Annotated in this window: 13 protein-coding genes; 5 read left to right on the forward strand and 8 right to left on the reverse strand. The window is 72.6% G+C overall.

Going from position 1 to position 13,772, the window contains the following annotated elements; genetic code table 11:
• Nucleotides 1–129 precede the first annotated feature (129 nt).
• From C4U03_RS42665 to C4U03_RS31945, 3 genes are all read right to left on the reverse strand, one after another.
• Entirely contained in the window at nt 130–255 is a 126-nt protein-coding gene (locus C4U03_RS42665) for a hypothetical protein (protein ID WP_268817559.1), read from the reverse strand.
• 177 nt (nt 256–432) lie between these two features.
• Nucleotides 433–3,063, reverse strand: a complete 2,631-nt coding sequence (locus C4U03_RS31940) for a DUF7824 domain-containing protein (RefSeq protein ID WP_103943218.1) — start codon at nt 3,061–3,063, stop codon at nt 433–435.
• A gap of 5 nt (nt 3,064–3,068) precedes the next feature.
• Nucleotides 3,069–4,475, reverse strand: a complete 1,407-nt coding sequence (locus tag C4U03_RS31945) for an SWIM zinc finger family protein (protein ID WP_200827604.1) — start codon at nt 4,473–4,475, stop codon at nt 3,069–3,071.
• Between the two features lie 310 nt (nt 4,476–4,785).
• Here C4U03_RS31945 and C4U03_RS31950 point away from each other — a divergent pair, with 310 nt between their 5' ends.
• Nucleotides 4,786–5,184 (forward strand): VOC family protein, encoded by a 399-nt coding sequence (locus C4U03_RS31950; RefSeq protein WP_103943222.1) that lies wholly within the window; start codon nt 4,786–4,788, stop codon nt 5,182–5,184.
• 67 nt (nt 5,185–5,251) lie between these two features.
• On the opposite strand, the gene C4U03_RS31955 is transcribed toward C4U03_RS31950, so the two are convergent.
• Together C4U03_RS31955 and C4U03_RS31960 are read right to left on the reverse strand one after the other, a co-directional pair.
• Complete coding sequence (locus C4U03_RS31955) at nt 5,252–6,100, reverse strand: ABC transporter permease (RefSeq protein WP_103943224.1); 849 nt, start codon at nt 6,098–6,100, stop codon at nt 5,252–5,254.
• On the reverse strand, nt 6,097–7,008 hold the full coding sequence (locus C4U03_RS31960) for an ABC transporter ATP-binding protein (protein WP_200827605.1): 912 nt from the start codon (nt 7,006–7,008) through the stop codon (nt 6,097–6,099). The genes C4U03_RS31955 and C4U03_RS31960 overlap by 4 nt, the downstream gene beginning before the upstream one ends.
• Nucleotides 7,009–7,142: 134 nt before the next feature.
• On the opposite strand from C4U03_RS31960, the gene C4U03_RS31965 reads away from it, so the two are divergent.
• Both C4U03_RS31965 and C4U03_RS31970 read left to right on the forward strand, forming a co-directional pair.
• The gene (locus C4U03_RS31965; protein ID WP_235018274.1) at nt 7,143–8,291 is read left to right on the forward strand and encodes a sensor histidine kinase; all 1,149 of its coding nucleotides are present in this window, start codon (nt 7,143–7,145) and stop codon (nt 8,289–8,291) included.
• Entirely contained in the window at nt 8,288–8,944 is a 657-nt protein-coding gene (locus C4U03_RS31970; RefSeq protein WP_103943228.1) for a response regulator, read from the forward strand. The genes C4U03_RS31965 and C4U03_RS31970 overlap by 4 nt, the downstream gene beginning before the upstream one ends.
• 100 nt (nt 8,945–9,044) lie before the next feature.
• Here the strand turns inward: C4U03_RS31970 and hsaA are convergent, their stop codons facing one another.
• Complete coding sequence (gene hsaA, locus C4U03_RS31975; RefSeq protein ID WP_103943230.1) at nt 9,045–10,211, reverse strand: 3-hydroxy-9,10-secoandrosta-1,3,5(10)-triene-9,17-dione monooxygenase oxygenase subunit; 1,167 nt, start codon at nt 10,209–10,211, stop codon at nt 9,045–9,047.
• A 157-nt stretch (nt 10,212–10,368) separates the two neighbouring features.
• Here hsaA and C4U03_RS31980 point away from each other — a divergent pair, with 157 nt between their 5' ends.
• Nucleotides 10,369–11,514, forward strand: coding sequence for a Rieske 2Fe-2S domain-containing protein (locus tag C4U03_RS31980; protein WP_103943232.1), 1,146 nt, complete (start codon nt 10,369–10,371; stop codon nt 11,512–11,514).
• Nucleotides 11,511–11,756: a ferredoxin gene (locus tag C4U03_RS31985; RefSeq protein ID WP_103943233.1), complete on the forward strand. Its 246-nt coding sequence runs from the start codon at nt 11,511–11,513 to the stop codon at nt 11,754–11,756. The genes C4U03_RS31980 and C4U03_RS31985 overlap by 4 nt, the downstream gene beginning before the upstream one ends.
• A 28-nt stretch (nt 11,757–11,784) precedes the next feature.
• Here the strand turns inward: C4U03_RS31985 and C4U03_RS31990 are convergent, their stop codons facing one another.
• Together C4U03_RS31990 and C4U03_RS31995 are read right to left on the reverse strand one after the other, a co-directional pair.
• Complete coding sequence (locus C4U03_RS31990; protein ID WP_103943262.1) at nt 11,785–13,254, reverse strand: FAD-dependent oxidoreductase; 1,470 nt, start codon at nt 13,252–13,254, stop codon at nt 11,785–11,787.
• Nucleotides 13,255–13,268: 14 nt separating this feature from the next.
• Nucleotides 13,269–13,772 (reverse strand): VOC family protein (locus tag C4U03_RS31995; RefSeq protein ID WP_200827607.1); only part of this gene is annotated, 504 nt, incomplete at its 5' end.

The raw sequence follows: 13,772 nt of genomic DNA on the forward strand, positions 1-13,772 counted from the left end.
CATCACGCTCGGCGGGCTCGTTGTCATCGCCGACATAGCCCAGGCCACCACAGAACAGGCACCGCACATTCACCGGCCCGAGCTGCTGTTCTCCCCTGCCCCCGCAATCCGGGCATTCCAGCCTGTCAGTCACACCTTGCCCGTCCCCTTGCACATCGTGCACTTGATCGTGGTCGTGGTGCCGTTGTTGCCGATCTTCATTTTGCCCGTCCCGCTGCAGGACGAACAGTCCACCTTCTTCGCATGCTTGCCCATCGTGACCTTCCCGTCACAAGACCAGACGGCTCCGAGTATCCGCCCGGCCATTCCGTCCCGCCACTACCGGCAGCGCCACCATCCGACATCCGACGAAGGGCCCGGCCGGGCGTGGAAGAGCTTCCTCAAGCGGCTTGACACGACATGGCGGCCCGGGGGCGGGGCGGGCCGGTGGTCTCAGCTCAGGACGTCTCGCAGCAGCCTGGCGTGCTTTACCGTCTGGCTCGATCCGGTGCGCGCGGCCACCGCCTCGACCTCGGGGATACGGCCCTTGGCCGCGCAGCGCGAAGCGCACTCGACCGCGAGCGCGAGGAATGCCCCGGCTTCCCGGACCGGTGTGCCGCGCAGCAGCGCGGGCAGGGCGGCCTCCAGTACGGACCAGACCGTGGCGTACGCGCCGGTCTCGGCCGCCGCGCGCAGTCCGTCGGTGACGCGCTTCGGTGAGCTCGATCCGTTGCGTATCAACGCCTGCAACTGCCCCGCGAGCAGCCGGCCGTCCAGCTGCCCCTGGGCGGCGAGCAAGAGCAGGGCGTCCACCGCGGCGTCACGGTCGTAGCCGGTCCAAGGGTAGCCGATCTTCCAGGCGATCTGCCAGTGCAGGGCGTACCCCGCCGGGCCGCCCGCTTCGGCCAGCCGCGCGAGCATGCGGCCGTTCACCGAGTCCTTGGCGTGTGCGGCCACCTTGTCGCGGTGATGTGGCAGCTGAGCGACCCAGTACGGTGCGGCGTAGGCGGCGTAAGGGCTGTGGCCGCCTGTGAGGGAACGGTCCCGTTCGTAGGTGCCGAACACGGCCGCGGCGACCGGCGGAAGCGGAATGTCCTGATCCGGTCCGAGGGGCGCGGGCTCCCAGCGTCCGGGCGGGGCGTCGGCCGGATCGGCGGCCGGCCACTTCTCCGGAGTCGAATCCTGGTGCGGCAGACCACCCTCGCGCAGCCAGCGCGCCAGCCGCCGGCCGGCGTCCGACCGCAGGTCATCCGCGGCGCGCCGCACCTGCTCATCCGCTGTGGGGGTCACTCGCAGCAGGGCCTGCGCCAGATCGACCGGTGCCGGTTCGACCCGCATACGCTCCAGCTCGGCGACGCGCTCCACCAGCACGCCCGCGTCCACCGCGCCGGTGACGTCGGTCGGCAGGGCGAGCAGGAACGGCTGCGCGCCGGACTCGATCACATCGAGGGCCTCCGTCAGACGCGCCATGAGCAACTTGCCGGGCGGGGAGATCGCCTCGCCGTGACTGATTCGGCGGTGGGGAAGACCGTACATTTTCCTCGGCTCGTCGCCCCGCACGGCCGCCGCCACGTCGTACAGATCGCTCTGCCCGCAATCACGGTGGACACCCGGTTTCCTGCGCATGACCGGTTCGAGCGCCCGGCACAGCGCCGCACGGTCGAGCCGGGCATGGCGGACCAGCCCGTCCAGCGCGCGCTCGAACGCCACCACGTCGTCGTCCGTGAGGACCACCGCCAGCTCCTGGGCGACCTCGGCGGCCGTCCCGACGGGACCCCGCACCGGCCGGGGCCCGGGCAGGAAGGGCAGCACCTCGGCCTCGGCGACCCGCTCGGCGCCGGTGTCGTGCTCCGTGCCGAGCAGCTCCGCGGCGCGCGCGGACAGCCCCGGCCCAAGCGACGCGGCAGCCGTCCGGAGCTCCGCCCGTACCGGGTCCCCCGCGTTCTTCAGATGGCGGGCGACGAGCTGGAGGGCGCGCTCCTGCACAGACACATCCGGGTGCCCGAAGGCGAGCGCCGCGTCGGCCAGCATCCGGCCCGCGCGCGCGGGCACCCGCCGTGCCGCCCGGTCGAGCCAGGAGAGCTGTGCGCGCACCAGTTTCTTCTCGGGGCGCAGCAGGATACGTTCGCACGCCTCGCTCAGCACGTCCTCCTCCAGCAGCCCCGCCTCGTCCAGTTCGCGCAGGACCTCCTGGCCGTAGGAGGCCACCGGGGACGACAGGTCGAGCATGGCCACGTAGTCCCGGAGGAAGGGAGCCTTTTCGGCTGGAGTGAGGGCCAGAGCCCGCAGGAACGCCACGGCCGGCGTGATCGTCTTGGGTCCGCCGCCCTGGAGAAGACGTACAAGCAGCTTTTCGGCCAGGGCAGCCCGTTCGGGTGCCGTCCGGGCGTGCTCGTCGGCGGTGAGGGGGACGGCTTGCCAAAAGTGGATGGCGGCGGCCGGACGCTGGCCGGCCACGATCTCGAAGGTACGGCGGACCAGCGCAGCACGGTCCACCATCCCCTCGGCGGCGAAGGTGCACAGGGCCGACAGCACCTGGCTGGTGAAGGAGACGGACGACCGTTCCAGGACCAGCGGAAGAAGCGTGGGGGTCAGGGGGTCCTCGCGCAACCGCTCCAGGAGATCGCCCGACGGGCCGTACGAGTGCTTCCTCAGCCAGCCCTCGACGAAGTAGTCGGATTCCGGCATCGGGCAGCCGGTGGTGCGGACGATGTGGTCGACGACGAGGTGCAGGCGTTGTGAACCGCTGCCCTCCCGCACCTGCTCGTCGAGCCGCGCCACGAGTTCGGTCCGCCATGCGACGGGGAACAGGTCCACGACGTCGACCATCCAGTCGTCGTGCGTGGGCACGTAGCGTCCGCCCGAGTGGAGGTGGCGGGCCGCGGCGTCCGGGGTCACCTGGCAGCCCAGCCGTGCGCTGGCCAGGGCCACACGCTGTTCGTCGGTGAGCTTCAGCCAGCCCGGGAAGCCCATCTCCTCGTAGCGGGCGGTCAGCTCCGGCAATTGGGCCGCGCGCTGCTCCGCGCCGAGTTCGCCCAGTGCCCGGAGCACGCCGGGGACGTCACCGGCCTCCACGAGTGCCATCAGCCTCAACGTGCCGACTCCTTCTTCGTGTTCCGGACCATGCGGGTGGCGAGTACGTGTTTGCACGGTCCGCGACCACCCCGGTACTTCGCCCACCACAGGCAGGTGCAGCTCATCCGCTCGCCATCCTCGATGCGGACCAGGTAGGCGTGCTCGTCCTTTCCCACCCACGCCAGCGCGCCGTCGATGCGGACCGCGCCCTGAGCGACCAGGGCCTTCGCTCCGCGCAGCCGCGGGTTGCGGGTCTCGGCGGCGCCCGCGGCGTAGGGCAGGTGCCGGTGGTAGTACGCCTCTTCCGCGAGGTCGTAGCCGATCTGCCCAGAGGTTCCCAGCATCGTCAGGGCCGCGCGGACGCTTCCGGGCTCCAGGCCGGACTGTGCGGACAGCTCGGCCACGTCGATCTTCGGCTCCCAGGCCAGCAGCTCCGCCACCCGGTCGGTGTCCCGCGCCGCCGGTCCCGTGGCAAGGTCGTCGAGCACGCCGCCCTCGCCGGAGAAGCCGCGCGAGGCGTGCGGGGAGAGCAGGAGCGTCAGCCGCATGCCGGGCAGCGCAGCCTCCCACGCGACGGGCGCGGTCCGGTCCTGTTGGGCCCAGCTCCACTCCTCATGGCTTCGCTCGGGCTCCGGGGCGTACACCCGCACCGTCGATGCGTGCCGCAGTACCTGCTGGAGGCTCAGCAGTCGCTCGCAGCCGGGCAGGCACACGGCACCGGGCGACGGCCTGGTCGCCGGGCGCAGGGTGCGGTCTGAGGGAGCCACCCAGCGTGTCGTGTGCGCGCCGGACCGCTGGGTGGGCCGCGGCAGCGACCGCAGGACGGCGGCCGCCTCCGTGGCGGGTATCTCGGCGCGCGGGACGAGGCCCGCCGCGATCACCTGGGCCTCCGCGAAGCCGCGCAGCCAGCGCTCCGGCAGCGGGACCTTTTTCTCCACGAACCGGCCGTCGAAGGTGGTGGCTTCCAGCCCGTCCGGCCCCACCCGCAGGTGCAGCGGGTCCAGGCCGCCGATCCTGGCGAGGGCCAGGCGCAGCGGTGGGTTGATGTCGACGTTGGTGGTGCCGTGGCCGACGTCGTCACCGTCGAGGCCGGGGGCGAGGACGTCGAGGCGCGCGTGGACGCCGCAGCAGGCGGAAAAGGACTCCAGCCGCAACCGGTCGCCGCCGGCCGTGACGACCGGGTCCAGGAAGGCCGACGGCCGCGGCTGGTAGTAGCGGCTGGCGGCGACGCCGGCGACCGCGAGCAGCGCCGTCGCCGCGGCGGCCGGCGCGGTCAGGAACCCGTCGAAGAACCGCGGATTGGCCGCCTCGCCGTCCGGCGTGGCACCGCCCGAGGTCTCCAGGGCGAGGGAGCGCCCGCCCGGGATCTCGTGCACGGCGGACGCGCGCACGTAGGCATAGGAGTGGGTCGTTGAACTCACACGCGAAGGCTAGTGCGGTGATCACGAACGTTCACCGGGTTGGGTGACACGCCGGGCCGGGTCCGGGACGTGGGAGTTGATCGGCTTCACCCTCGATGGCGGCAGGTTGTTGTCGAGGGGGAGGTGGGCTGGTGGCGGAACCGGTCCGGGACGTGTCCGCAGCCGGGACGAGCGGAGCCCTCGGGTCGGCGTCGTGCCGGGAGGACTGCCAGGCCAGGGTGGCGGAGGCCCGGCCTAGGACTTTTGACGGAGTGCGGAGGGCGTCCCTCGCCCGATGCCGGGGGATCGATGCGTCCCTACCGTGGCCCGCATGGAGATTCCCGAGCATTACCAGTACGCGGTCATCCCCCACGTCATGGTCGACGGAGCCGCAGAGGCGATCGAGTTCTACGCCAAGGCGTTCGGCGCCACTGAACTCTTCCGGCTCGACGGGGACGAAGGGCGGATCGTCCACGCCGAGATCAGCGTTCAGGGCTCCACCCTCATGCTCGGTGACGCCGACACGCCGTTCTCGCCCCCTGGTGAAGGCGGTGCATCCGTCGTCCTGCACGTCTATGTGCCGGACGTGGACACGCTGACCACCCAGGCCGTGGCCGCCGGGGCCGAACTCCTCTCCCCTCCGGCCGACATGCCCTACGGTGCCCGGCAATCGATGCTCCGCGACCCGTTCGGCCACGTCTGGATCTTCCTGACCCCCATCGCCGCCTGAACCAGGGTCCTGCGAGGCCGCACTGCGGCGCGCTCGTCCGCAGGCCGATGAGTGGCGATTGTGCGCGTTACGGGTCGCGGCGGTGTACGGCGAGGGTGGCGAGGAGTACGGCGGCGAGGGGCCAGAGCGCGAGTACGATCCAGGACCCGGTCGCCGTTGCCGCGTAGGGGTCCGGCACGTCCTGCCAGGGGGAGTTGCGCAGGGTCGCCCAGGCCGGCCAGGGCATGGCGTTGTGGAGGTCGACCACCCAGGCGTAGCTTCTGCCCTTGGTGAGTTCAGGGAGCATGACGAGCACCGCAAAGACGCCGATGACCGACGCTGCGGTGTGGCGGATGAGCGCGCCGACGCCCATGCCGATGAGCGCGCATACCGGTGCGATGAGCGCGGACGCCGCGATGGCCTGCGGGACGCCCGGGTCGGTGAACGAGTACCCGCCTCCCCGGGTGGACAGGATGGCCTGGGTCACGCCGAACGAGGTCACCGCGACGACCGTGCCGAGGATGGTCATGACCACCGTCACGACGGCCGCCTTGGCCGCCACCACCGAGCGGCGGGCGGGAACGGCCGCGAACGTGGTGCGGATCAGCCCGCTGGTGTACTCCCCGGCGATGGTGATGGCGCCGATGGCACCCGTACAGATCATCAGCAGCAGGTAGGGGGACTGGCCGAAGGCGTCGTTCATCCAGTTGTAGTCGGCCAGCCGCTGCGCGGACCAGGACGCCATGAGCCGGTGGTCGGCGAGGGTGGCCTGCACGTTGAGCCCGATCAGGGTCAGCGCGCCGAGCCCGAGCACCCAGAAGGTGGACCGCAGCGACCACAGCTTGATCCACTCGGCGGCGAGCAGGTCGCCGAACCGGGCCGGGGGGTCGTCGGTGGACGCGGACGTGCCGGGCCGGGATGTCGCCGGTGCCGTCATCTGGGGTCTCCTGCCGGGTATTCGACGCTGTCGGCGGTGAGCTTCATGAACGCCTCCTCCAGGGAGGCGGTGCGGGTGGCCAGTTCGTGCAGCGCGATGCCCCGGCCGGCGGCGAGTTCGCCGACGCGGGCGGCGTCCAGCCCGGTCACCGTGAGCGTCCCGGCGCCGTCCGGCCGCACCGCGGCGCCCTCGGCGGTCAGCAGGGCCGTCAGGGCGGTGGGGTCGGAGGCGCGCACGGTCACGCGGGGACGGGTGACGCGGGCGGCGAACTCCGGCACGGTCTCCGCGGCGATCAGCCTGCCCCGGCCGATGACGATGAGCCGGTCGGCGGTGTGCTCCATCTCCCCCATCAGGTGGCTGGAGACCAGCACGGTACGGCCCTCGGCGGCCAGTCGCCGGAACAGGCCGCGCACCCACAGCACGCCCTCGGGGTCCAGGCCGTTGAGCGGCTCGTCGAACAGCAGCACGGGAGGGTCGCCGAGCAGGACGGCGGCGATGCCCAGCCGCTGCTTCATGCCGAGGGAGAACCCGCCGACGCGGCGCCGCGCCACCTCGGCCAGCCCCACTTCGGCCAGCACCTCCGCCACCCGGCGGCGCGGTATCCCGTTACTGCGGGCCAGGGCGGACAGGTGCGCCCGCGCGCTGCGTCCGCCGTGCACGTCTCCCGCGTCGAGCAGCGCGCCGGCGTGGCGCAGCCCGCGCGGGCGGTCCCGGAAGCGGCGGCCGTTGACGGTGGCGGATCCGCTGGTGGGGTCGTCCAGGCCGAGGACGATCCGCAGGGTGGTGCTCTTGCCGGCGCCGTTGGGGCCGAGGAACCCGGTGACGTGTCCGGGGCGGACCGTGAAGGTCAGGCCGTCGACCGCGGTGGTCCGGCCATAGCGCTTGGTCAGTTCGTTCACTTCGATCACCCGGCCCACGGTGCCGTGGGCCGGGGCCGCGCGGCATCGGGCCACCGGCCACACTCGGTGGCGGCACGGGTGGCCCGTGGGCGTACGCCTGCGGGCCGATGTCCCGGCCGGGAGCGGGCGTTTACGATCGGCGGGTGTCCGCCCTCTCGTCTCCGCTGCTCAAGCGCGTGTCCCCGGTCGCGTGGTCGGCTCTGGCCTGGTGCGGGGCCGTCGCGTTCCCCGTCCTGCTGCTGGGCGTGTGGCAGAGCGGTTCACAGGACCCCGCCCTCCTGCAGGTGCTCCTTCCGGCGAGCCTTACGGTCCTGCTCGTCGGACTGCTGCGGCGCAGGCCGCTGCCGGCCCTGGCGCTGATGCTCGCCGGCTCGTTCACCGCGACGGCGACGGTCCCCTCCTGGGAGACCGGCTACCTGCTGGCGCTGGCGAACGACCTCGCCGTCGGCTTCGTCGTGGCCACCCGGCCGCGCTGGACCGCGATCGCCGCCGTCACCATGACGCTCCTCGTGCAGGTCGGCTCCGCCTCCTACTACACCTCCGGCCAGAACAACTTCGTCAGCACCGTGGTGTTCCTGGTCATGGCGCTGCTGACCGCCTGGACGGCCGGCCGTTCGCTCCGCGAGCGCCGCGAGCACGCCGCCGAGCTGCGCGCCCAGGCCGCGGCCCGGGCGGTCGCCGCCGAACGGCTCCGGATCGCCCGCGAGCTGCACGACATGATCGCGCACAGCGTCGGCGTCATCGCCATCCAGGCCGGGATGGGCGCCCGGGTCATGGACACCCGGCCCGAGGAGGCCCGCAAGGCGCTGGCCGCCATCGAGGCCACCAGCCGCGAGACCCTGACCGGGCTGCGCCGGACCGTGAGCGCGCTGCGCCGGGCCGAACCGGGCGGCGCGCCCCTCACCCCGGCGCCGGGACTGGCCGACGTGGACCGGCTGGTCGCCTCATCGCGGGACGCCGGCGTCCGCATCGAGGTGACGTGGCGGGGACGGCGGCGGCCGGTGCCCAGTGACGTGGACCTGGCCGCGTTCCGGATCGTCCAGGAGGCGGTCACCAACGTCGTGCGGCACGCGGGCGTCCCCGCCTGCCGGGTGACCGTCGAGCACGGGGACGACGAGCTGGTCATCGAGGTGGACGACGACGGCCGCGGCGGCGTCCCCGGCACCGGGTACGGCCTGGTCGGCATGCGGGAGCGGGTCGCCCTGCTGGGCGGCCGCTTCAGCGCCGGGCCGCGTCCCGACGGCGGCTTCCGCGTGCGGGCGCGGCTGCCGCTGCCGGAGCAGGGCCGATGACGATCCGCATCGTCCTCGCCGACGACCAGCCGCTGGTGCGCGCGGGCCTGCGGGTGCTCATGGCCGACGCCCCCGGCCTGGAGGTGGTGGGCGAGGCCGGGACGGGGGCCGAGGCGGTCCGGCTGGCCGCCGACGTCCGCCCCGACGTGGTGCTGATGGACCTGCGCATGCCCGGCATGGACGGCATCGAGGCCACTCGGGTGATCACGGCCGGGCCGGGGACGGCGCGCGTGCTGGTGCTGACCACGTTCGACGACGACGACCACGTGTACGGCTCGCTGCGGGCCGGTGCCAGCGGCTTCCTGGTCAAGGACATGGCGCTGGAGGACATCCTGGCGGCGATCCGGGTGGTCGCCGCCGGGGACTCGCTGATCGCGCCGAGCGTCACCCGCCGCCTGATCGCCGAGTTCGCCGCCCGGCCCGAGCCCGCCCCGCCACGGCGGGAGGTCACCGGCGTCACCGAACGCGAACGCCAGGTGCTGACCCTGGTCGGCCGCGGCCTGTCCAACGCCGAGATCGCCGCCGAGCTGTTCATCAGCGTGGCCACCGCCAAGGCGCACGTGGCGCGGCTGCTGGCCAAGCTCGACGCCCGCGACCGCGTCCACCTGGTCATCATCGCCTACGAGAGCGGCCTGGTGGCGCCGCCCCGGTGACCACCGACGGCAGGACGGGAACGGCTTCGCGGCGGCGGGCGGAGCACCGCCGCCGGCGTCCCGGCCGTCCGGAGCGGCTCACACGCGGCTCACACTCGGCTCACACGAGGTTGTCCTCGACGGTCAGGCCGAACTCGCCGCGGCCGTACATCGACAGGGCCCGCTCGGGGTCGTTGGCGACGTGCACGCTGCCGGCGTGGGCGTCGCGCCAGGCCCGCTCGATGACGTGGCCGCGCCGCAGCGAGTTGCCGCCGGCGGTCTTGAACAGGATGTCGATGGCCTCGATGGCGCGTTCGGTGCCGCGCACCTGGTCGCGGCGGGCGCGCAGCCGCAGCTCCATCGGGATCGGCTCGCCGGCCACCGCGTGCTCGTACACCTCGCGGATGTTGCGTTCGGTCTGCAGCACGGCGGCGTCGATCTCCGAGGCGGCGCGGGCCACCGACACCTGCGCGAACTGGTCCTCCACGAAACGGCCGCCGCCCAGGCTGAGCCGGATCCGGTCACGCATCGCCGCCACGTAGGAGCGGTAGCAGCCGTCCACCGTGCCGATCACGCTGGCGGCGACCGTGGTGGTGAACACCGTGCCGAACGGCATCCGGTACAGCGGGCCGGTGTTGACCTTGCGTCCGGGCGCGCGCAGGTGCGCCAGGTCGTAGTTGCGCATCGTGCGGTGCTCGGGGACGAACGCCCGGTCGACGACGATGTCGTCACTGGCGGTGCCGCGCAGCCCCATCGAGTCCCACACCTGGTGGATCTCGTAGTCCTGCGCGGGCACCAGAACGGTCATGAAGTCCACGGGCCGGCCCTCGGCGCCCACCACCAGCCCGCCCAGCAGCACCCAGGAGGCGAACTCGCAGCCGGAGGAGAACCCCCACCGCCCGGACAGCTCGTACCCGCCCTCCACCGGGGTGAGCCGGCCGATCGGGGCGTAGGAGGAGGCCACCAGCACGTCCGGCCCGGCGTCCCACACCTCGCGCTGCGCCGCGTCCGGGAACAGGGCCAGGTGCCAGGCGTGCACCCCCAGCACGGCGGTCACCCAGCCGGTGGAGCCGCAGGCGCCGGCGACGTCCCGGACCACCCGGTAGAAGGCCACCGGGTCGTCCTCGGCGCCGCCGTACCGGGCGGGCTGCAGCATCCGGAACACCCCGGCCCCGGTCAGCTCCCGGATCGTCGTCTCGGGGATGCGCCCCTTCTCGTCGACGGACCGGGCCCGGTCGGCGATCCCCGGTAGCAGCCCGCGCACCGCCTCCAGGACCTCGTCGCTCATCGCCGTTCTCCTCGCACTCGCCCTGCCGGAGCAGCAGATCACGGCGCCGCCGCCGCCGGTACGGGGGCGTCCCGGCCAATGGGACTCACCGGCCGGTCACCGGACCCGCGGCATAGCGTGCAGTCCGAACCGACAGGCCCCGAAGGGATGATCCATCGTGACCGCAGCCGAGTCCGACGCGATCCGCGTTATCGAGGCGGAGGCGATCCCCGCCCGGTTCGCCCGGGGGTGGCACTGCCTGGGACCGGCGGAGAAGTTCTCCGACGGCCGGCCGCACACCGTCAACGCCTTCGGCCAGAAGCTGGTGGTCTTCCGCGGCGCGAACGGGAACCTCAACGTGCTGGACGCCTACTGCCGGCACATGGGCGGCGACCTGTCCCAGGGCACCGTCAAGGGCGACGAGATCGCCTGCCCGTTCCACGACTGGCGCTGGGGCGGCGACGGGCGCTGCAAGAAGATCCCCTACTCGCGCCGGGTGCCGCTGCGGGCCCGCACCGCCGCATGGCCGACGCTGCTGCAGGACGAGCTGTTGTTCGTCTGGAACGACCCGGAGGGCAATCCGCCCCCGGCCGACGTCACCATCCCTCGCATCGAGGGCGTCACCAGCGACGAGTGGACCGACTGGCTGTGGACCGAGACCGTCGTGCACACCAACTGCCGCGAGGTGATCGACAACGTCGTCGACATGGCGCACTTCTTCTACATCCACCACTCGTTCCCGACCTACTTCAAGAACATCTTCGAGGGCCACACCGCCACCCAGATCATGAAGGGGAAGACCCGCCCGGACATCGCCAGGCCCGACGCCGAGGGCAACACGATGCTCGGCAACACCTCGGTGGCGACCTACCACGGGCCGGCGTTCATGGTTGACGAGCTGACGTACCACTACCAGGGCTTCGACCTGGAGTCGGTGCTGATCAACAGCCACTATCCGATCGACGAGCACTCGTTCTCACTGCACTCGGGGATCATCGTGCGGCGCAGCGAGCAACTCAAGGGCCCCGCCGCCGAGGTGACCGCCCGCAAGCTGTCGGGCTTCATCCAGCGGGGCTTCGAGCAGGACATCGCGGTCTGGCGCACCAAGACCCGCATCGACAACCCGCTGCTGTGCGAGGAGGACGGCCCGGTCTACCAGCTGCGGCGCTGGTACGAGCAGTTCTACACCGACGCGGCCGAGGTGACGCCGGAGATGACCGGCCGCTTCGAGTACGAGATCGACACCACCCGGCCGGTGGAGGCGTGGACCCGCGAGACCGAGGAGAACCTGGCCCGCCGGGCCGCCGAGGGGCAGCCGGCATGACGGTCCGCCAGGACGACCGGCTGACCGACGGCATGCCGATGCGGCCGGTGCGGTGCCGGCGGTGCGACGGCCTGGTGCTGGCCCGCAAGTCCAGCTGGGAGCAGACCAGCATCCAGTGGACCGAGGAGGCCATGGCCGCCTGCCCCAGCCTGGCCGACGACCGCCACGCCACCTGCCCGGCCCTGCTGTCGGCGATCCGGGAGGCGGTCCTGAACGGCGAGCTGAAGATCGTCGACGCCTGAAGCCGTGCCGGGGCGGGTACGGCCTGCTTTACGCCGTACCCGCCCCGGCCGCGGCGCGTCCGGCGCGGCGGCCGAAGAACGTGCCGTCGCCCAGGGACGTCCCGCTGACGTAGCCCTCGCCGTGGATTCCGGCGGCGGCCCGTCCGGCCGCGTACAGGCCGGGGATCGGCGCGCCCGAATGGTTGAGGACGGCCCCGTCGACGGTGGTGTGCAACCCGCCGAGGGTGAACCCGTTGACGCCGGTCCCGGTGCCGGAGCCCTCCCGGCCGAGGCCGAAGAATCCCTCACGCGGGTCGATCGCGGCGAACGGGGGCCGCAGCGGGCGCAGCCACCTGGGGTCCTTGTGGAAGTAGGGGTCCTCGCCCTTCTCGGCGTGCCGGTTGTAGACCTCGACGGTGTTCTCCAGCGACCCCGGCGGCATGCCGAGTTCCGCCTCCAGTTCGGCGAGGCTCTCGGCGGCGAAGGCGGGCCGCACCCCCCACCGCTCGTCCTCGGGAACGGACTCGAAGCCCTCCTCGTCGACGACCGCCCAGTACGGGCCGGGCTGGTGCAGCACGGCGTGGTGGCTGAACATGCCCGGGTAGACGTCCTCGTTGATGAAGCGGCGGCCCAGGCCGTCCACCAGCATCCCGCGGACGAGCATGGCGGGCAGCGCGGTCAGCGCGACCTCCACCACCCCCATGCGGCGGGTGGCGGCGCCGATCGCGGTGGCCATCCGGATGCCGGAGCCGTCGCTGTTGCCGTCGCTGACCTTGCCGTGCCCGATCAGCACCGGGGCGTGGTGGGCGAGCATCTCCTCGTTGTCGACGAAGCCGCCGGTGGTGAGGATGACCGCCTTGCGCGCCCGGTAGGTGACCCGCTCGCCGTACCTGCGCGCCACCACGCCGGCCACCCGGCCCTCGTCGTCCAGCACCAGGTTGGCGGCGGCGGTGTCGGCGTGGGTGACGACGCCGGCCTCGATGGCGGCGGCCGTCAGCTTCTCCATGAGCACCTGGCCGCCGAAGCCCTTGGCCACCGGGCGGTGGCCGCGCGGGACGGGCTTGGCGAGGGTGTTGTACGGCCAGGCGTTCTCGCCCAGCCACATCAGCCCGTCCTCGGTGTAGGGCATCCAGGTGGGCGCGTCGTACAGGCTGGGTTTGAAAGCGACGCCCCGGGCGCGCAGCCACTCGAAGTGCTCCACGCTCTGGTCGCAGTACAGCCGCAGCTTGGCGGTGTCGGCGTGCGGACCGAGCGCCGCCTCCAGGTAGGCGTACATCTCGTCGGGCGTGTCATCGAAGCCGCACGCCTGCTGGATCCGCGTTCCGCCGCCCAGGTACAGCTCCCCGCCCGACACCGCCGAGGTGCCGCCGGGGCCGCCGGCCTTCTCCAGCACCAGTACGCTCGCGCCCGCCGTGGCCGCCTCGAAGGCCGCGGCGGCGCCCGCGCAGCCGAACCCGGCCACCAGCACGTCGCACTCGTGGTCGTAACCGCCCAGGTCGCGGGCGCTGACCGGTTCCACCGGGTGCACCGGCGTCACTTCCCCGGAGGGACGAACGCGGCCAGCGGCTCGGAGCCGGACCAGTCGTGTCCCCAGTAGCTGTCGGCGGTGATTTCTTCGGCGGTGTAGTAGGTCTCGTCGACGAGCATGCCGTCGGTGCCGTACTCGATGTCCCAGCCGCCGGGGGCGCGCACGTAGAAGGAGATCATCTTGTCGTTGGTGTGGCGGCCCAGTGTGGAGGAGATGGAAAAGCCCAGCCGGGTGACGTTGTCCAGCGCCCGGCCGACCGCGTCGAGGGTGTCGACCTCGACCATCAGGTGGACCAGGCCGGGGTCGCCGTCGTGCGGGGCGGGGACGACGGCCAGGCTGTGGTGGCGCTGGTTGACGCCCATGAAGCGGACGCGGACGGGGCCTGCGGGGGTGTCGGCGACCTTCATGGCGCCGCGGGGCAGGAAGCCGAGGACGTCGGCGTAGAACGCCAGGGTCTCGGCCTGGCGGGGGGCGGGCAGCACCACGTGGCCCATGCCCTGGGGTCCGGT

Source organism: Thermomonospora echinospora (assembly GCF_900108175.1).
GTDB classification, from domain to species: domain Bacteria; phylum Actinomycetota; class Actinomycetes; order Streptosporangiales; family Streptosporangiaceae; genus Thermomonospora; species Thermomonospora echinospora.

What these genes read in the sequence shown, in the direction of transcription:
- C4U03_RS42665 (WP_268817559.1), bottom strand. Translation starts at nt 255, where the DNA reads ATGGGCAAGCATGCGAAGAAGGTGGACTGTTCGTCCTGCAGCGGGACG.
- C4U03_RS31940 (WP_103943218.1), bottom strand. Translation starts at nt 3,063, where the DNA reads ATGGCACTCGTGGAGGCCGGTGACGTCCCCGGCGTGCTCCGGGCACTG.
- C4U03_RS31950 (WP_103943222.1), top strand. Translation starts at nt 4,786, where the DNA reads ATGGAGATTCCCGAGCATTACCAGTACGCGGTCATCCCCCACGTCATG.
- C4U03_RS31955 (WP_103943224.1), bottom strand. Translation starts at nt 6,100, where the DNA reads ATGACGGCACCGGCGACATCCCGGCCCGGCACGTCCGCGTCCACCGAC.
- C4U03_RS31970 (WP_103943228.1), top strand. Translation starts at nt 8,288, where the DNA reads ATGACGATCCGCATCGTCCTCGCCGACGACCAGCCGCTGGTGCGCGCG.
- hsaA (WP_103943230.1), bottom strand. Translation starts at nt 10,211, where the DNA reads ATGAGCGACGAGGTCCTGGAGGCGGTGCGCGGGCTGCTACCGGGGATC.
- C4U03_RS31985 (WP_103943233.1), top strand. Translation starts at nt 11,511, where the DNA reads ATGACGGTCCGCCAGGACGACCGGCTGACCGACGGCATGCCGATGCGG.